Below are 19,657 nucleotides of genomic sequence, written 5' to 3'. Positions count from 1 at the left end.
ATTAAAAAGCCCACCTTTGTGCCTTAAAGTAAAAGATAAAAATTAAATTTTTTAATTATTTAAATCATCCTGTTTATATCACGCCTTAATCTTTTAATTATTCTCTTTTCTAACCTGGATATATAGGATTGAGAAATTCCTAATATATCTGCAACCTCCTTCTGGGTTTTCTCTCCATCACCACACAAACCAAATCTAAGCTCCATTATTTGTTTCTCTCTCTTATTTAAATGTCCCATTGCATTTCTTAATAATTCCCTTTCAACCTCATCCTCTATATGATGATATATTAAATCGTTATCAGTTCCTAATATATCAGAAAGAAGCAGCTCGTTTCCATCCCAATCAACGTTTAAAGGCTCATCAAAGGATATTTCTGCTCTCACTTTACTGTTTCTTCTCAAATACATTAAAATTTCATTTTCAATACAACGTGAAGCATATGTGGCTAATTTAATTTTCTTTTCAGGATCGAAGGTATTAACTGCCTTTATAAGTCCTATTGTTCCAATTGAAATCAAATCTTCAATGCTTATTCCAGTGTTTTCAAATTTTCTCGCAATATACACAACAAGTCTGAGATTTCTTTCAATTAGGATAGTTCTAACTTCTTCATTACCGTTTCTCAGCTGATCAACTAAATTTTTCTCCTCTTCCACGCTTAAAGGTGGTGGTAAAGCTTCGCTGCCCCCAATATAAAAAATATCGTTTGTCTTAAAAATCCTCCACTGTATATAAGATAACAGGTTTTTAATTTTAGAAACGAGCTTCTTAATATTTTTACCCAACCCAAACAATCAAACTCCCCCTTTTAATAATTCTGGATAAGCTAAAGCCTGATAACTTCCTTCCCTTGAGATAGGCTGTGTATATAAAGCAATTAGCGTCCCTTTTAGTACTGCATAATGAGATTTATACCTTATGGCAACCTTATCTACTCTGATTCCTGTAAGAAGTCCGTTTTCCACCCCTAAAGCCTTATATGGAATTAATCTTATTCTTGTTTTTAAAGATGAATCCATAATTTTTTTCATAATAACATCGTTATTCTGTTCATTGATTATTTCTGCCAGGAGTTCATCAGGTAATATTTGAAAAATTGGTTTCATATAAACTACTATAACAGGTTCATTAGTAATTGGGTCTCTCAGGGAATTCCCTGTATCAATCAAAGCTGTTATTTTACATGATTTATTGCTGAGATGTATTTCCATTTCAATTTTGTTTTTCTCAGTTAAATAATAAGTTTCAAAATAATCAAAACCTATTTTCACGAAGAAAATTGCTATAATTATGCCGATGATAATAAATTTTGATGGTACTACTATTGCCCCTGAAATTAAAACTACATCCTTTTGAGTTAAAAATAATACTGCAAAGATACAGCCCCCTACAATAAAACTTGTCAAAAAGAATAATATCCAAAGTTTTATAAACTCTTTTATTTTATACGGCATAAAAGCAATAGTTACCATTATTATTGATATAGCTATTCTCATTGGAACAGAGTACATTGCAGTAAATTCTGGTAGAAAAAGAACTATTACATACATCCCTCCAAAAAGAGCTGCAGCTGTAATTCTTAAGGTTTTTATTTTAATCTTAGAATATCTCCCTACAATATACAAAAGTAAAAAATTCATAAGGAAATTTTCCAATAACAAAACATCTACATATATAACATCTATCATGAGCCCACCTCCGTGGACATCTTCTTTATTACTATTATAAATCCATTTATATGTAAAATTTGTCATTTTATAACCAATCTTTTTGAAAATTATTTTTCATATTTTTCCATAATATTTCATTTTGAATACAAAAAAGAGGGTTAAAACCCTCTTTCATAAACATAAACAGATTTATCTTCTTGGTCTTTGATTTCTAAAGAATGGTGGAATATCTAAATTACCCATATCAACATCCATATCCGCTGGCTTTGCAACAATAGGTTCTTCCTCTGGTGCCTCATTCTTAACAACCTTTTCCTCCGCTTTGTCAAACCCCGTAGCAATAACTGTTATTACAATGTCATCCCCTAGGTCTTCGTTTATTACTGCTCCAAAAATAATATTTGCATCTGGATCTGCTGCTTGTTTAACCTGATCAGCAGCTTCGTTTACCTCAAATAGAGTCAAGTTCATTCCACCTGTTATATTTAATAACACACCAGTTGCTCCATTTATTGTGGTTTCAAGAAGTGGACTTGATATTGCCTGTTTAGCCGCTTCAATAGCTCTATTTTCACCTGAAGCCCTTCCAATACCCATATGTGCAAGTCCAGTATCAAGCATAATAGTTTTAACGTCAGCAAAATCAAGATTTATAAGTCCTGGAATGGTAATAAGGTCTGAAATACCCTGAACCCCTTGTCTTAAAACATCATCAGCTACCCTGAAAGCTTCAGTAATTGGAGTCTTTTTATCTACAACCTGAAGCAGTCTATCATTTGGTATAGTTACTAATGTATCTACCCTTTCCTTTAACTTTGCTATTCCCTGCTCAGCATGTACCATTCTTTTTCTACCTTCGAATAAGAATGGTTTAGTTACTACTCCTACCGTTAAAATTCCTAATTCCTTAGCAACCTGTGCAACAACTGGAGCAGCTCCTGTTCCAGTTCCACCACCCATTCCAGCTGTTATAAAAACCAGATCAGCTCCCTTTAGGCTTGTACTATTTCTTCCCTGCTCTCTTCAGCAGCTTTCTCACCAATCTCAGGGTTTGCACCAGCGCCAAGTCCTCTTGTTAACTTATCTCCTAACTGAATTTTTTGTCCCGCCTTTGACAAATAAAGTGCCTGTTTATCAGTATTAACAGAAATAAACTCAACACCCCTAAGGCCTGAATCTATCATTCTATTTACGGCATTGTTTCCTCCACCGCCAACACCTACAACTTTTATTTGCGCATTTTGGTCAATATCAAATTCAAAATCTAGCACAGTACTACCTCCTCCACATTTTAAAAAAAGTCTGCAAAAAATTCTTTAATTTTTTCTATTATGCCCGGTTTTGCTTCAAGGCTATATTCATCATCAATTTCTACCGCAGCCTCATCTGAAACATTCACACTTTTACTTGAAATAGAGCTTGTCCTTTTCTGTTTCAAAGAATATATTGCAATTCCAGTAGCAGCAGCATAAGTTGGATTAGCAACACCTATATAATTAGGATAACCCAGTCTAACTGGAACATCAAAATAGGATTGAGCTACGTCTTGTATACCCTTAATATTAAACAAGCCCCCACCAGTTATTACAACTCCTGCCGATAATGAAGCTAACATATTGTTTTCTTCAAGCTGCTTTCTAATTAAAAATAATATCTCAGAAATTCTGGCATCCATTATCTGAGCAACATCAGATAAGTGAATTTCTTTCTCACCTTTGCCAGCAATGTTGTTTATTTTTATTATATCATCATTCTTTACTAGTTTAACAGATGCAACTCCATATTGTTTTTTAATTTTTTCTGCATCTGAAGATGATATCTTACTTATAATTGAAATGTCATTAGTTATATGATTTCCTCCAACAGGAATGACCTTTGTAAAAACCAGTGATCCTTTTTTAAATACAGAAATATCTGTAGTTTCTGCTCCAACATCTACTAGTGCAACTCCAAGTTCCATTTCATCTTCATTTAATATAGCAGCTGCCGTACCAAGTGGTTCAAGAACTATTCCATCTAATGTCAAACCAGCTTTTTGAATGCTCCTTCTGATATTTTGAACTGATGTGCAAGAAGCAACAACTAGATTAGCATCCACTTCTAACCTTACCCCAACCATACCAATAGGATCCCTTATCTCTTCGTATCCATCAACTATAAATTGTTCAGGTATAATATCTATAATCTCCTTATCCGCAGGAACCGCCACAACTTTAGCTGCCTGCATAACTCTCTTAACATCCTCAGCAGTAATTTCTCTATCTTCCCTTGTTACTGCAATTACACCCTTATTCCTATAAAGATTTGCATATCCTCCACAAATGTTAACGTATACGGATTTTATCTCTCTGTTTGACATCTGTTCTGCCTGCTTTACAGCGTTTTTAATTGCATCAACAGTCGAATCAATATCAACAATAATACCCTTTTTTACACCTTTACATTCGGAGGTTCCAACACCTAATATATTAAACTGCTTTTTGTTTAATTCAGCAATTAATACGCAAACTTTTGAAGAGCCGATATCTAATGAAACAACTATATTGCTCATTTACTTAATAACCTCCCTAAAAATCATCATCACTATTTATATTCAACGTAAATTTCATTTTCCCTCTTAAAATAATAACTTTATTTAATAAATTTGTCGTATTTTAATATAAAGAACTTTACAACTACTGAAAATATTTTTATTTCCATTTTTATCTATTTTTATAAGTAATGCTTTTTGCAAGAAAAAGGTCTTGTTTAAAATAAATATCTTACATACTTATTTCAAACATGACCTAACAAAACTACTTTAGCCTTTCATCTTTATAACTGGTGCCAACATAAGCTTCTGGTATTATAACTTTATCCATCTTCTTAAAGCTTATTTTAAGCCTGCGCATATCTTTCAGATAGTTATAATAACTTTCATTTACAGACAGGGAATACTCAAATGCATCTGGATTTCCAATTGCAGTTATTTCAAAAGGTGGTACAACATACCTATTATTAATCATTGTAATTGGTCCTTCACAGGTAATTGCTGTATTTGCAGTTATCCTCTCCCCATTAATTGCAATAGCTTCAGCTCCTGCATTCCTTAACTCATTTACCATACTTAATAAATCATAATTATGGGTTATTCTCATCAATAAATCCTCATCATTATCTCCTAAGGAAAAATGCCTATCATCAATAATTACTATTATTCCAGGGCCTTTTACAGGTGTTAGTCCATAAAATAGCTTTACCTCATCTAATTCTTTTTTTATCGTATCGTTGATACTTTTATCCTTATTATCTGACCTTTGATATTTCCTTAATTTTTTCGTTAATATTTCATAATCATTTGTAAGACCCTTAATTTCTAATTTCAAAGAATTAACTTCATTGTTCATGTTTTTGTATTCATTATAAGTTATGAATTTTGTCTGTTTAAAGGATGTACTAAAAATAAATGATGTTATTACTACACCGGTTAATATTCCTGATAACAAAAGGAGAACCTTTCCTTCATCAAATTTCATTTTTATTCCTCCCTTTGTTTAACCTTTCTCCTGCCTTTTTCGATTAAAAGTCTTCTTATAATTGCAAAGTTATTAAATAATCTGCTGCCGAAGACTAAAACAGCTGCAAGATACATTGGTACTCCCAGTCTATCACCAAGATATGTTAAACCAGCTGCAATAATTATGTTACTAAAAAAACCAGAAATAAATATTTCAGTGTCAAACTTATTTTCTATACCAGCTCTAACACCACCAAATACTGAATCAAGTGCAGCTAATATTGCAACTGGAAAATATGTTGTATATGAAGCAGGGATATCTATTTTTAAAAAAATACCTAAAATTATACCAATTAAAAGTCCTATAAATGGAATCATAATATCACCTTCCTTCCTTTACATATTCATAGCTGGGAACTTTATTATATTTTAATATTTTAACATTCTCCATCTGCTTAAATTTTACTTCATCTCCCTGTTGTTCCATTATTTCAACTATGCTTTCAGGGATTTTAAAAGCTCCCTCTAAAATTGAAGGGTTTCCTATAGCCTTTACAACAAATTTTTCAGTAGGGTCAAACTTTGTATCATTTATTTTAATAGCCACACCAGCAGTTACAATTTGTGTTCTGCTTACATATCTTTCATCATTTATCGATATAGCTTCAGCCCCCGCTGAATTCAGGCTATTTACAATTTCTATCAAACAATAATCCAATGGATATCCTTCTCCCATTTTCCCTACCGCAGGTGTTATCTCAATTTGAATTCCTCTACCTTCCACATCAGTTAAACCCGCTAGTTTTCGTACCCTATCTAATTCATCTTTCATCTGCTTTGCTACATTATCTCCAGCTGTAACTGCCTTTTCATAGTCATCAACAATTTTTTGATATTCCTGAACTTTTTTTTCTAAATTATCCTTTTGTGTTTTCAAATCATCAAGCTGCTGAGAAATATCCATGATTTTTTTATTGGTTAACAAATTCTGGTTATTGCTATTTGATTTAAATTGTATAGAAATCATTAATCCTAAAATTACACAAACAATTCCTAACGATAATTGAGAGTATTTTCGTTTCATTTATTTTTCACCTCCTTGGTTTTAAAAATGACAGTACCATCCTCAGCCATAACCTCAAGTACCCCTGTTTTCCCATTTAAAGCAGGATTTTTCATAGCATAATATGCTAGTTCTAATTTATACTGCATATTGTTCCAGTCTCCGATATATATTTCCATTTTATTTATTGTTGTAAGTTTTATATTAAAAGGATCTGAAATATTTATGCTGTATATTAATTTCTTGTATTCCTTATAATCAGTTAATGTTAATACACTTTTTAACGCCTTAAGTTTGTTTTCATCCCGACCTATGATACTTTTATTAGGTTCATATTCCTCCAGCTTTACACCTTCTATCAAAGGTAGCTTACAATTAGGAAACTGATTAACAATCTGAATCATGTTTCCTTCCCCATCTACGTTTATAAAACTGTTTTTTAATTTTATAAGACCTTTTATATCTTTCTCTTTAATATCTATTATTACCTCATCAGGGAGACTCCTTTGTATTTTAACTTCTTTAACATAAGGGTTATTGGCTATATTTTCCGTAATCTTCTTTTTGTTAATCAAAAAAATATTTTCTCCTCTGACATTTGCTAAGGTAACAATTTCGTCCTTAGATACAATGTAATTGTTTTTTACCTCTACATTTTTAATTTCAAAAAAACTTGTCTTTAAAAATATTACTGCTAATATTCCCAAAAAAATTATTATTAAACTAAATCGAAAAGATGATTTTCTTCTAGTTATTTTTGTTTCCAATTTATCCTTTGTCATTGGCATAACCTCTTACCCTTTTAATAAATTTATCCCCCTGATTATAAAACATTTCAAGGGGAATATTTTAAATTCAAAATGCAGATTAAATTACTTCTGAATCATTTCAAATATCTTGTCAGCTGCGTCTAATACAGCTAGTCTCTTTGAATTTACAGACATTTTTAATAATGTTTCATGATTATTTATAATGTTCAATATTTGTTCACTAAAAATATCCTCTTTAAGCTGTGTTTCCTTTATAATTATCGCTGCACCGTTCTCTTCCAGAGCCAGTGCATTAAATTCCTGATGATTATTTGCAACATATGGTGAAGGTATTAATATTGCAGGCAAACCTATGGCAGTTATTTCTGATAATATCGTAGCCCCTGCTCTGCTGACTATTAAGTCACATGCCCCTAAAGCGTCCTGCATATTAAATACATATGGCATAATCTTTATACCCTTTAAAGACTTTAATTCAATATTTTTATCTTTAAGTTTTTCAATAACTTCATCATATTGATTTTCACCGGTAATGAATAATAGCTGTATTCCCCTATTATTTAAAGTAGGTATTATATCAACAACAGCATTGTTTATATTTTTTGCTCCACGACTACCGCCAACCACAAGAAGAAGTGGTTTGTTTTTATCGAATCCCCAAAATTCTCTAGCTTTGTCCTTATTTACTTTTAAAATATTATTTCTTACTGGATTACCAGTAAAAACAGTCTTGCTTTTAGGAAAATACTTTTCTGATGCCTTAAAGCTTATAGCTATTTTTGTGACAAATCTAGATAAAATTTTATTTGTCATACCTGGTATTGCATTCTGCTCATGTATTATTGTAGGTATTCCTTTAAAAGCCGCCGTTAAGACCACAGGTCCACAAACATAACCCCCAGTACCAATAACTACATCAGGTTTAAAATCCTTTATTATTTTACTGGCCTGAAAATATCCTTTAAATGCCTTCCCAATGGAAGAAAAAGTTTCAATAGAGAATTTTTTATTCAATCCTTCAACGGTAATTAATTTAATGTTAAATCCTTCTTTAGGCACAAGTTTTTTCTCAAGCCCCTTGTGGCTCCCTATAAAAAGTATTTCCGCTTTTGGTTCTTTCTCTTTTATTTTTTTTGCAATCGCAACTCCTGGGTATATATGTCCCCCAGTTCCACCTCCAGATATAATAACTTTCATATTATTCAACTCCATTCTTCACCGTATAGCGTGATATATTCAGCAATATACCAAGCAAAGCCATCGTAAAAACAAGTGAGGAACCTCCATAACTTATTAAAGGTAAAGGAACTCCAGTTACAGGCATAAAAGAAGCCACTACTAAAAAATTTATACTGGATTGAACTGCCATCAGACTCGTTATTCCTGCAGCAACTAATGTTCCAAACTTATCCCGGCTTGTTACTGCAATTTTTAGTCCTCTCCATACCAATACTACAAATAATATTATAACAAATAATGCACCTATATAGCCAAGTTCTTCACAAATAATTGAAAAAATAAAATCGTTCTGCGCTTCAGGAATATAATGCCATTTCTGTCTTGACTGACCTAATCCCATTCCAAAAAGTCCACCTGACCCTAAAGCATACAGAGATTGTATCGCTTGATATCCTGTATCTAAAGGATCCTTAAAAGGGTCTATAAAACCCGTTAATCTTCTCATTCTATAAGGTTCAATGATAATTCCTACAGCAGCTACCGCAACTCCTAATAACACAATCCCTGCTAACTGCTGAATTTTAGCTCCTCCAACAAATAAAAGACTAAAGGCAACAGCCATAATTATAACTGTTGTACTCATATTAGGTTCCAGTATTATTAATAAGGCGAAAAAAGAAGCAATTATTAATACTGGCAGAACACCCTTTGTAAAACTCTTGATTTTTTCACCTTTTCTGACAATATTGTCAGATAGATAAATAATTAGCATCATTTTTGCTAATTCAGATGGTTGTATACTGGCACCACCAATTCCTATCCATCTGGTTGCACCTTTTCTTGCTGGCATAAATAATACTATTATCAACAACGCAATTGTTATCAGCATTCCAAACACTAAAATCTTTTTATTTCTGAGTTTTCGATAATCGAAATTTGCCATAAACATCATAGCAAAAATTCCAAGAAAAGCCCATAGTATTTGTTTCTTTAAATGATAATAAGTGTCATTATATATTTTATAATCTTCAACCATACTTGCACTGAAAACCATTACTACTCCAATACTGAGCAATATTAATATAGTAATAAACAAAGGGAAATCAATAGGACCTCTTTTTTTTGACATAATAGCCCCCCTAGAAACTAATAGCTAAAAAACCTATTAAACAAAATATAGCTGTAAAAATAGAAAACCACGCAACAATCTTAGTTTCATGCCAGCCTTCCTGCTCAAAATGATGATGCAAAGGTGCCATTTTAAATACTCTTTTACCAGTTAATTTAAATGAAACTACTTGGATAATAACTGATAAAGTTTCCGCTACATAAATTGCGCCAACAATAATCAATATAAATGGCATTTTCAATAAGACTGCAAGTGCTGAAATTGCACCACCAAGTGCTAATGAGCCTGTATCACCCATAAAAACCTGTGCAGGGTAGGAGTTGTACTTTAAAAATCCTAAAAGTCCTCCTACTAAGGCTCCACAAAATAATGACAGATCCGTTGCTCCTAAGCCATAGGCTACTACTGCAAAGAATACACAGACAATCAAGGTAACCCCTGAAGCCAATCCATCAAGTCCATCAGTAAGATTGACCGCATTTGTAACACCAACTATAACAAATACCATAAAGGGAATATACCAAATACCAAGATCTAACATTTTATCGGTAAATGGTATGTGGACCATACTGCCGATTTTATCGTTGGTATAGGCAAAATAAGCTAAAATTAGGGCAAAAGATATTTGGCCAATCAGCTTTTGATATGCTCTTAGCCCTAAATTCCTCTTTCTTTTGATTTTTAAGCTATCATCTAAAAGCCCTATAAGTCCGTAACCGGCTGTTGTAATCAAAGCAATCCACAATGATGATGTTATTTTTGATGTTATAATGAAAGTTGTGATAATTATGCTTATAATAAACATTACTCCACCCATTGTTGGTGTTCCTGTTTTTTTAAGATGACTCTGTGGTCCATCCTCCCTTATGCTTTGACCGAACTTAAACCTTTTTAATGCAGGTATAATTACTGGCCCAATTAATAACACTATTAAAAATGATATAATTGTTGAATATATTGTTATTTGCATTTAAATACCCCTCTTCCTACCTTCAGTAATGCAGTTAGTAATGTATTCCATCTTCATGCCCCTTGAAGCCTTTATTAATATTACATCTTTATCTTTAATCTCAGTATTTAAAAATCGGCATGCTTCCTCTTTAGTTTTAAAATAAATACTTGTTATACTTTTATTTGATTCTTCAAATATAAACCTTGCATCATTACCAACCGCAATAAGTAAATCGCATTTATCCTTTGCGTAACTTCCAACTTCTTTATGTGCCTTTTCAGAAAAACTTCCAAGTTCAAACATATCTCCAAGGACAGCAATTCTTCTGTTATTTTTGTAGTCTCCAAGAACATCAAGAGCTGCTTTCATGGAATCCAGATTAGCATTGTAGCAGTCGTTAATTATTTTTATTCCATTCTCTAAATTAATAATATCCATCCTTAGCTTTCCTGGTTTAAAATTGATAATGCCATTTATAACTTCATCCACTGTTAAATTATAAATATCAGCTATTGCAATTGCAACAAGAGCATTATATACATTATGAATTCCTGGAACAATTATTCTAAAATCATGGATTTTTCCTTTATAGTTACACTTAAATTCAACTCCATTTTCACCTAAATTCACAATGTCTACTGCATTATAATCTCCTCTGCCCTTTGTAGAAACTTTTATTAATTTAAATGGAAGATTCTCTAAAGTTGATAAATACTCATCATCTCCATTTACTATTAGTGTATTTTTATTATCGAAAAATGATGTTATTTCCATTTTAGCTTTCATTATATTTTCTCTGCTTCCTAAATTTTCTATATGAGCAGTACCTATATTTGTTATAACACCAATTGTTGGTCTGGCAATGTAGGCTAACCTTTCTATCTCACCTAAATTATTCATACCCATTTCAAGGACAGAAATCTCATGCTCCTTTTCTAACTCAAACAAAGTAAGTGGCAAGCCAATTTCATTATTAAAATTTTGCTTTGTTTTATGGACATTAAATTTCTCTTTCAGCACCGAAGCTATCATTTCTTTCGTGCTGGTCTTTCCTGTGCTGCCTGTCACAGCTATTATAGGTGTTTTAAATTTATCTCTATAATATCTTGCTATTTCCCTTAATGCAGCTAAAGTATCATTAACTATTATTTGTGGGCAATCTACATCTACTTTTTTTGAAACTAAAACAGCTGCTGCACCTCTTTCGTAACATGATTGCACAAATTCATGACCATCAAATTTTTGCCCTATAAGCGCAATAAATAAATCTCCATCCTTAATATTTCTGCTGTCAGTAGAAATACCCTTTATCAAAAAGTCCTCCTTGAAATCACAGGTACAGTGTTCAAGACATTGGACTATTTCTTGAAAATGCATTGCTATCATTGTAGTTCCTCCTTAAGAAAGTCGTTAACAATTTCTCTTTCATCAAAATGTATAGTTTTATCTTTTAAAATCTGATATGTTTCATGTCCTTTTCCAGCTATTACAATAACATCTCCTTTATTTCCATTATCCATAGCATATTTTATTGCTTGTTTTCTATCCTCTATTACAATATATGGACACTTAGTTTTTTCTACTCCTGGTAGTATATCCTTAATTATTCCATGTGGATCTTCACTTCTTGGGTTGTCAGATGTAACAACACAAAAATCAGCAAGCTCACCAGCGGCTTCACCCATTATTGGTCGTTTTGTTTTATCTCTGTCTCCCCCGCAACCAAAGACAATTACAAGCCTGCCTCTTGTATATTCTCTTGCAGATTTCAGTATATTTATGATGCCATCAGGTGTATGAGCATAATCTATTACAACTGTATACCCTCTCTTAGAAAGTATTTTTTCACTTCTTCCTGGAACATTTGCTAAAGACTCTAATCCGTCTTTTATAACATCAAAAGAAAGCCCCAAAGCTATACCTGCGGCTGCACATCCTAAAGCATTATACACATTGAATTTTCCTGGAAGATGAATATTTATTTCTTTCTCTATACCATTATAGCATAAAATAAAATTCGTCCCGCTTTCATTTATTGAAATGTTTTTTGCCATAACATCAGCTGCATTTTCTATTCCAAATGTCAATATTTTATTGCTTACCAATTTCAAAGCTTTTTTTCCGTATTCATCATCTACGTTTATGACTCCATATTCACACTTGTCAAAAATCTTCAATTTAGCCTTAAAATAATTCTCCATGTTCTTATGGAAATCCAAATGATCTTGAGTAAGGTTTGTAAAAATGCCCACCTTAAAGCTCAACCCAAATGTCCTTTTTAATTCAAGGGAATGGGATGAAACTTCCATAACACAATAGTTTAAACTGTTGTCATTCATTTTTGAAAAATTTTCTGCAAATCCATGGATTCAGGGGTTGTTCTTTTTGACTCTTCAATTGTATCTCCATAAATATTGTAGATTGTTCCTATTAAACCTGTGTTAAACTTAGCTTTATCTAGAATTGATTTCATCATAAATGTTGAAGTAGTCTTTCCGTTTGTACCTGTAATTCCAATAATATCTAATTTATTTGTAGGATTATTAAAATAATTTGCAGAAATTAACGCCATAGCTTCCCTTGTATCATCAACATATATTTTTGTTACATCTCCCTTAACCTCAACTTCTTTGCTTACAATTAAAGCTGTTGCACCATTATCTACTGCACTCTGAGCAAAACTATGTCCATCAGTTTTAGATCCTTGTATACAAAAAAACATGCTATCTTTAGTTACCTCTTGATGATTATAATGCAAATTCTTTATTTCTCTATCTTTTCCTTCTATTTTTTTGTAATTGACATTTTTTAATAAATCTAAAATCTTCAACAATAACCCTCCTTAATATTTTATAGCACAATACGACCATCAAGCGGTCATATTGTGCTAATATCAATCTTCTGGTTGCTCTAAAATTATTTCAATTTCCGTTGATTTGTCAATTTCAGTTCCTGGCTGCAAACTCTGAGATACCCCAATACCATCTCCTAAGTATGACACTTTTATTCCTAATGACTTAGCAAGTTCATTTATCTCCTTCTTTGTCATACCTGTAAAATTAGGCACTGCAACCTTTTCATTTTTATTTTTATCCATACCAAGATAAAGTGTAATCTTAGTATTTTCTCTAACTGTAACACCAGGTGTTGGACTCACATCATATATTATACTACCGTTTCCCTGAGTTTCAAAATTAAGTTTGTTATTTCTAAGAATTTTGTTTGCTTCTTCAACAGTTAAACCTCTTATCTCAGGAATAACAACCTCTCTTACAGCTTCTTTATTTGCTGTAGCATCAGGAGGAATATTTCTATATCTGAAAATATCCTCTATTATTTGTTTTGTGAGTGGTGCTGCAGTACTTCCTGAATAATAGTTTGATGGATCAGGCTCATCAATAGACAATATTATCACAAATTCTGGATTGCTACATGGAGCCATTGATGCAAATGATGAAATATACTTGCCATTAGCATATACACCATTTATAACTTTTTGAGCTGTCCCCGTTTTACCACCAACATGATATCCTTCTAAATATGCTTTTTTTCCGGCGCCTACTGAAACAACGGTTTCTAATATAGCTCTTAACTTTCTTGCAGACTCAGCAGACATAACCTGCTTTAATACTTTGGGTTTATACTCCTTTACTATTGAAGTATTGCCATTTTCGTCTGTATATAATACCTGCTTCAGCAAATGTGGCTGCATCATTTTTCCATCATTTGCTACAGCCGCCAGTGCTGTAAGATATTGTATCATCGTTACCGAAATCCCCTGTCCAAAGGCCTGATTTACAAGTTCAACCTTATTTACTCTTTCAATAGGTCTTATAATACCATTTTCTTCCCCTGGAAAATCTATATTTGTTTTCTTACCAAAACCAAATAAATTCCAGTATTTATAAAGCTTTTCCTTACCTAATCTCTCACCCAATTCCATAAAACCAACATTACATGAATTTTGGAGTATCTGGGCAAAATTTTGTGTTCCATGTCCTGTTCTTTTCCAACAATGTATTATTCTATCTGCGACTTTTTTAGAACCATGACATACAAATCTATCTTCATCGCTAACAATATTTTCTTCTATTGCCGCCGCAGCAGTTATTACCTTCAAAACTGATCCCGGTTCAAAAACATCATTAACAGCTCTGTTTCTCCATTTTTTTATTGATTCAGATACATCACCAGTAACTGGATTATTAGGATCATAATCAGGTTTATTTGCCATTGCTAATATTTCGCCTGTTTTAGGGTCCATAACTATTGCAGATATCTGCTTGGCTTTATATTCCACCAATCCCCTTTCTAATTGTTTCTCAACAAAATATTGAATTGATTGGTCAATTGTCAGTACAATGTCATTACCATTCTTTGGAGCAACATAGTTTGCCATAGAATATGGCATTTCTCTATGGTACGCATCAGTCTCACCCATAAATCTTCCTGGTGTTCCCTTTAACTCTTCATTATATTGCAATTCTATTCCAGCTCTTCCATCACCATCTATGTTTGTATTTCCAAGAACATGCGCCAAAAAATTGCCGTTGGGATAGTATCTCTTTGTATCTTCTGTTATTACTATCCCTGGCAATTTAAGCTCTCTTATCTTATTCCCCTGTTCCTTCTCTATTCTTCTTATTATCGTTACACTGGACAATGGAAGTCCATTTGGAAGCCTTTTGTTTAGTTTTTTAAGAATAGCTTCCTTTGTCATACCAATTATAGGAGAAAGTTTCTCTGCAATTTCTTCCTTTGTTATTTTTTTATTTTTAACTGCCTCATTAATATCCTTCATAAAGGCATCTACTCTTTCAACATTACCACTAACTGCTAATGGAGAACCATTTCTATCTAAAATTTTTCCCCTTTTTGCATCAATTTTTGTATCGTTTGTCCATTGTTCCACAGCCCATTTTTGAAGTTGTGGAGACCATACTATCTGAACCCATGCATATCTAAGCATTATAACAAACTGTACTGCTAGTATGATTAACAACATATAGACAACTCTCTTTTTAACAAGCATATTCGTTTTCTGATTGGAGCTCAATAATATATCCCTCCTAATAAATTAGTCCTAATACACGCTGGATCATATGAAAAGCTGTTTCCTTTTGATTTGTATTTGAAACTGCTGTTAAAGGTTCAACCTTCATAAAAACAGTATTTTCACTTTCAACTGCGACCATACCGTATTTTTTAGTTGCCAGCATTTCAATTTGTTTTATATTATCTTTCTTTGCAATTTCAACTCTTATGTTTTCATTATCTTTCTGCAAAGAAACTACTTCCGCTCTAACTTTTCTAATTTCATTGGAAAGATTAACAATTGTAGCAAATCTACATAACGTTATAAAGCTTACAATAAAAAGTATCCCAACAGCTGACATTAATTTCAATTTTTTAGCTAGACTATTTTTTTTCTTTTTAGTTATTATAACCCTTTTTTTAGTAGGTTTTTTAACTCTTGGTTTAACATCATAAGCAACATTACCATACATATATGTATTTCTACTTCTTTGATTTTTTGCCATTACCAATTTATTCACCTCCACCCCATATTAGAACTATATTTTTTCAGCTATTCTAAGTTTTGCACTTCTTGAACGGGGATTATAATCCAGCTCTTCCTTTGAAGGAGCAATAGGTTTTTTAGTTATTATCTTAATATCACCTTTTTTGTTACACACACACACAGGAAACTTGGAGGACAAGTACAAGGGTTTTCCCTTTGTTTATATACATTTTTTACAATTCTATCTTCCAGAGAATGAAATGTAATTATGCACAATCTGCCTCCTTTATTCAGTTTATCCAAACAATCATTTACCGCTTTTTCTAAAAGTTCAATTTCCCTGTTTACTTCAATCCTTATAGCCTGAAAGGTTCTTTTTGCCGGATGTGGTCCCTCTCTTCTTGCAGAAGCAGGAATAGCAGCCTTAATAATATTAACCAGCTCATAGGTTGTATTTATATTACTTTTACTTCTTTCTGCAACTATGAATTCCGCAATTCTAGATGCCCATTTTTCCTCTCCATATTCCCTTATAATGCGTTCTAACTCTAATTTGCTATATCCATTTACTACATCCCATGCTGAAAAAGAACTATCCCTATTCATCCTCATATCTAAAGGTGCATCGTGCATGTAACTGAATCCTCTTTCTGGCACATCCAGCTGATGAGATGAAACTCCTAAATCTAGAAGTATTCCATCTACCCCATCAATTTTAAGTTCACTTAATATATCTTTGATATTGGAAAAATTATTCCTTACAAAAGTTACATTATTGAACTCCTGGAGTCTTTCTTTAGACGCATTGATTGCATTTAAATCCTGGTCAATTCCGATCAGTCTTCCACCTTCACCCAGTCTTTTTGCTATTTCAATTGAGTGTCCTGCTCCTCCCATTGTCCCATCAACGTAAATTCCATTCGTCTTTATTTCAAGTCCATTGATACATTCTTCTAATAAAACTGATACATGTTTAAATTCCATAATCTTCACCCTCTACTACTATATACCTAACTCTGACATTTTTTCAGCTATCTCATTATAATCAATATTCTGGTCATTATATTCCTGCCATTTATCTTTACTCCAGATTTCAATCCTTGTTGAAACTCCTATACTTACTATGTCCTTTTGTATTTGTGCATATTCAATAAGGTTTTGTGGTAACAATGCCCTTCCTTGTTTATCGATTTCAATTTCAGCAGCTCCAGAAAAAAAGAATCTGACAAAAGCTCTGGCATCCTTGTTTGTTAAAGGAAGTGTTTTAAGCTTTTCCTCAAGTCTTCTCCATTCATCCATTGGAAAAGCATATAGACATCCATCTAAACCTTTTGTCATAACAAAAACAGAATTCAGTTGTTCTCTGAATTTAGCTGGTACTATTATTCTGTTTTTTGAATCAAGAGCATGCTGATATTCTCCAATAAACATTTCTTGCACCACAACCTTACTCCACTTTACTCCACTTTCCACCACTACAACTAATATTCTATATGAAATTTAAAATTCCTGCTACTAAAAAATAAAAGTCAGAAATTTTTTTAAAATTTCTGACTTTGTTTTAATATGATTTTTAATAAAATTAAAAATTCTATATGCTCTCTCGATAAAACTTTACAAGCAATTCATCTAGCTCCTGACTTATGGATATAATCTCCTCTCGACTTCCGTTTCGGAGAATTTCGTATAATTTATCTCTTATCATATCTATTTCGTCTTTTAGTAACATAATATCACCTACAAATAGAAATTTGTGGTGGAAAGTGGAGTATCTTTATTTTACATCCATTGTTAATATATGTCAATATTTACATTATATATATTTTTTATTCTTTAATTATCAAATTTCGACTACATTTTTAATTATTCTTTGTTTTAATTCTACATTGTCCTTATAGCCTGAATAACTTGAAAAACACATAAAATATTATTTATATAACGAACTTGAGTTTTTATTTTATTAGTTTATAACAGGATTGAATAACATCAATCTTAGCTCTTCCTAATCTAGCATGCAACTCATTTACTACTTCATCATCTATTCTATCTGTATTTCCCAATATTTTATTACATATCAAGGCACTCTCATTTGTAAATCTATTGTTGTCCACGTAATTAATGATTTCTCCAACCATCGTTTTGTTATGCATAAAAACACCTCCAAATATATTTTTCCCCTATTTTCATCATGTATGACTAGATTTTCTTTACATTAAACTAAATTATATCGAAACTTGCAGCCAATCCAACAATAGTTTATAATTGATTTGATATTTACAGGAAAGGAAGATAGCACATGAAATTAGGTATAGTAGGATTACCAAATGTGGGTAAAAGCACATTGTTTAATGCAATAACTCAAGCCGGTGCAGAATCTGCAAACTATCCGTTCTGTACTATAGAACCAAATGTTGGTGTTGTAGCGGTACCAGATCATAGATTAGAAAAATTAAAAGAAATATATAACTCAGAAAAAATAATACCTGCAGTTATTGAATTTTATGATATTGCAGGTCTTGTCAGAGGTGCCAGCAAAGGTGAAGGACTTGGAAATAAATTTTTGTCACATATAAGAGAAGTAGAAGCTATTGTTCATGTAGTTAGATGTTTCGAAGATTCTAATATAGTACATGTTGATGGATCAGTTGACCCAATAAGAGATATTGAAACTATAAATTTAGAACTGATTTTCTCAGATATAGAAACCCTAGAGAGAAGAATGGAACGAACAAAAAAAGCTGCACGTTCTGGTGATAAGAATGCTAATCAGGAAATGGTTTTTATGGAAAAATTAAAGGCTCATCTTGAAAATAGTAAACCTGCCAGAACTCTTGAAATGACTGATGATGAAAGGGACATTTTAAAACAATTGTTCTTACTAACTTCAAAACCAGTAATATATGCTGCAAATTTATCTGAAGATGATATAGTAAACGGATATGAAAACAATATTTATTTAAATAAAGTAATTGAATTTGCTTCCTCAGAAGAATCTCAGGTTATTCCAATCTGCGCCAAGATTGAAGAAGAAATATCAGCCTTAGAGGATGATGAAAAACAAGCATTTCTTGAAGATTACGGTCTTGAAGAATCAGGACTTAACAGACTTATTAAGGCAAGTTATAAACTTCTTGGTCTTATGAGTTTCTTGACTGCAGGACCAAAGGAAGTTAGAGCTTGGACGATTAAAATAGGTACTAAAGCTCCTCAAGCTGGGGGAAAAATTCATTCTGATATTGAAAGAGGCTTCATTCGTGCTGAAGTAATATCCTTCGATGTTCTAGTTAAGTGTGGTTCAGAAGCTGCTGCTAAAGAAAAGGGATTATATAGACTTGAAGGTAAAGATTATATAATGCAAGATGGAGATGTTGTTTTCTTTAGATTTAATGTTTAATGTAAAATTAACAGGAGGATAAGTTATATCCTCCTGTTTTTTAAAGTAAAAGGGACATGCTTTAAGGGACATATACTTACTGTCCTATTCATTTTTTATATTTAACCGAATCTGATTTGTACATAAATGTCTTTTCTAAATAAAATGAAATTTGTTTTTTATTTAATATAACTATCCTTTTTTATTGTTTTCTTAATTCTTCATATGCTTGTCCAACTTTTATCATAAACAAATAAACCTAAAACAAATCAACTTCACTTATACTCCTTGCCATTACATGGAAAATGGCATCTTCTTTTTTCTGACGTGCGATTCTTGGCATAAATAACATCTCCCTTCAAAGTTTACTCTGAAAATAGTATTTCCTTTGAAGGGAGATGTTATTCATTGGTTCTGAACAACACTTATCTGTCCCATATTGTTTAATCGGTTCATTGTGACAGTAAGTATATAGATTCAAACTAAGTGGGTCTTTCCTAT

The 19,657-nt window shown here is 32.2% G+C and carries 17 protein-coding genes and 3 pseudogenes; 1 reads left to right on the top strand and 19 read right to left on the bottom strand.

All coding sequences use genetic code 11. The annotated features are described in order from the left end of the window. Nucleotides 1-59: 59 nt before the first annotated feature. The 19 genes and pseudogenes from sigE to Q428_RS07575 form a co-directional block, all read right to left on the bottom strand. Nucleotides 60-776 carry an RNA polymerase sporulation sigma factor SigE gene (gene sigE, locus Q428_RS07660; RefSeq protein ID WP_051515045.1) on the bottom strand — a complete coding sequence of 239 codons (717 nt, stop codon included), beginning with the start codon at nucleotides 774-776 and terminating at the stop codon, nucleotides 60-62. A gap of 21 nt (nucleotides 777-797) precedes the next feature. Continuing rightward, entirely contained in the window at nucleotides 798-1,691 is an 894-nt protein-coding gene (gene spoIIGA, locus Q428_RS07655) for a sigma-E processing peptidase SpoIIGA (protein WP_035379728.1), read from the bottom strand. A gap of 171 nt (nucleotides 1,692-1,862) precedes the next feature. After that, nucleotides 1,863-2,944, bottom strand: a pseudogene (gene ftsZ / locus Q428_RS07650) (cell division protein FtsZ). Between the two features lie 20 nt (nucleotides 2,945-2,964). Continuing rightward, nucleotides 2,965-4,224 (bottom strand): cell division protein FtsA, encoded by a 1,260-nt coding sequence (ftsA, locus tag Q428_RS07645; RefSeq protein ID WP_035379725.1) that lies wholly within the window; start codon nucleotides 4,222-4,224, stop codon nucleotides 2,965-2,967. A gap of 244 nt (nucleotides 4,225-4,468) precedes the next feature. Further along, nucleotides 4,469-5,188, bottom strand: coding sequence for a DUF881 domain-containing protein (locus Q428_RS07640; RefSeq protein WP_051515042.1), 720 nt, complete (start codon nucleotides 5,186-5,188; stop codon nucleotides 4,469-4,471). A 2-nt stretch (nucleotides 5,189-5,190) separates the two neighbouring features. Continuing rightward, nucleotides 5,191-5,547: a small basic family protein gene (locus Q428_RS07635; RefSeq protein WP_035379723.1), complete on the bottom strand. Its 357-nt coding sequence runs from the start codon at nucleotides 5,545-5,547 to the stop codon at nucleotides 5,191-5,193. A 4-nt stretch (nucleotides 5,548-5,551) separates the two neighbouring features. After that, the gene (locus tag Q428_RS07630; protein WP_035379721.1) at nucleotides 5,552-6,253 is read right to left on the bottom strand and encodes a DUF881 domain-containing protein; all 702 of its coding nucleotides are present in this window, start codon (nucleotides 6,251-6,253) and stop codon (nucleotides 5,552-5,554) included. Then, nucleotides 6,250-7,014: a cell division protein FtsQ/DivIB gene (locus tag Q428_RS07625; RefSeq protein ID WP_161633606.1), complete on the bottom strand. Its 765-nt coding sequence runs from the start codon at nucleotides 7,012-7,014 to the stop codon at nucleotides 6,250-6,252. Before Q428_RS07625 ends, Q428_RS07630 begins: the two co-directional genes overlap by 4 nt. A 90-nt stretch (nucleotides 7,015-7,104) precedes the next feature. After that, nucleotides 7,105-8,199 carry an undecaprenyldiphospho-muramoylpentapeptide beta-N-acetylglucosaminyltransferase gene (murG, locus tag Q428_RS07620; RefSeq protein ID WP_035379717.1) on the bottom strand — a complete coding sequence of 365 codons (1,095 nt, stop codon included), beginning with the start codon at nucleotides 8,197-8,199 and terminating at the stop codon, nucleotides 7,105-7,107. A 1-nt stretch (nucleotide 8,200) separates the two neighbouring features. After that, nucleotides 8,201-9,310 (bottom strand): putative lipid II flippase FtsW, encoded by a 1,110-nt coding sequence (ftsW, locus tag Q428_RS07615; RefSeq protein WP_035379715.1) that lies wholly within the window; start codon nucleotides 9,308-9,310, stop codon nucleotides 8,201-8,203. 10 nt (nucleotides 9,311-9,320) lie between these two features. Continuing rightward, nucleotides 9,321-10,280: a phospho-N-acetylmuramoyl-pentapeptide-transferase gene (gene mraY, locus Q428_RS07610; protein ID WP_035379713.1), complete on the bottom strand. Its 960-nt coding sequence runs from the start codon at nucleotides 10,278-10,280 to the stop codon at nucleotides 9,321-9,323. Next, the gene (locus tag Q428_RS07605; RefSeq protein ID WP_035379711.1) at nucleotides 10,281-11,648 is read right to left on the bottom strand and encodes a UDP-N-acetylmuramoyl-tripeptide--D-alanyl-D-alanine ligase; all 1,368 of its coding nucleotides are present in this window, start codon (nucleotides 11,646-11,648) and stop codon (nucleotides 10,281-10,283) included. Beyond that, nucleotides 11,645-13,092: pseudogene (locus Q428_RS07600) on the bottom strand (UDP-N-acetylmuramoyl-L-alanyl-D-glutamate--2,6-diaminopimelate ligase). The gene Q428_RS07605 and the pseudogene Q428_RS07600 overlap by 4 nt, the downstream one beginning before the upstream one ends. A gap of 63 nt (nucleotides 13,093-13,155) precedes the next feature. Continuing rightward, nucleotides 13,156-15,318, bottom strand: a complete 2,163-nt coding sequence (locus Q428_RS07595; protein WP_242847799.1) for a stage V sporulation protein D — start codon at nucleotides 15,316-15,318, stop codon at nucleotides 13,156-13,158. A 13-nt stretch (nucleotides 15,319-15,331) separates the two neighbouring features. Continuing rightward, complete coding sequence (locus tag Q428_RS07590; RefSeq protein ID WP_035379707.1) at nucleotides 15,332-15,808, bottom strand: hypothetical protein; 477 nt, start codon at nucleotides 15,806-15,808, stop codon at nucleotides 15,332-15,334. A 27-nt stretch (nucleotides 15,809-15,835) separates the two neighbouring features. Next, a pseudogene (rsmH, locus tag Q428_RS07585) lies at nucleotides 15,836-16,767 on the bottom strand (16S rRNA (cytosine(1402)-N(4))-methyltransferase RsmH). 18 nt (nucleotides 16,768-16,785) lie between these two features. Further along, on the bottom strand, nucleotides 16,786-17,214 hold the full coding sequence (gene mraZ, locus Q428_RS07580; RefSeq protein ID WP_035379764.1) for a division/cell wall cluster transcriptional repressor MraZ: 429 nt from the start codon (nucleotides 17,212-17,214) through the stop codon (nucleotides 16,786-16,788). Nucleotides 17,215-17,374: 160 nt separating this feature from the next. Next, nucleotides 17,375-17,512, bottom strand: coding sequence for an aspartyl-phosphate phosphatase Spo0E family protein (locus Q428_RS14860; protein WP_084478204.1), 138 nt, complete (start codon nucleotides 17,510-17,512; stop codon nucleotides 17,375-17,377). A 223-nt stretch (nucleotides 17,513-17,735) separates the two neighbouring features. Further along, on the bottom strand, nucleotides 17,736-17,933 hold the full coding sequence (locus tag Q428_RS07575) for a hypothetical protein (RefSeq protein ID WP_035379705.1): 198 nt from the start codon (nucleotides 17,931-17,933) through the stop codon (nucleotides 17,736-17,738). 146 nt (nucleotides 17,934-18,079) lie between these two features. On the opposite strand from Q428_RS07575, the gene ychF reads away from it, so the two are divergent. Then, entirely contained in the window at nucleotides 18,080-19,177 is a 1,098-nt protein-coding gene (gene ychF, locus Q428_RS07570; protein WP_035379703.1) for a redox-regulated ATPase YchF, read from the top strand. Nucleotides 19,178-19,657 lie beyond the last annotated feature (480 nt).

The sequence above is a fragment of the Fervidicella metallireducens AeB genome, assembly GCF_000601455.1.
Taxonomy (GTDB): Bacteria; Bacillota; Clostridia; order Clostridiales; family Caloramatoraceae; genus Fervidicella; species Fervidicella metallireducens.
Note: the sequence above shows the minus strand (reverse complement) of the source record. Positions and strands in the feature narration are given on the sequence as shown.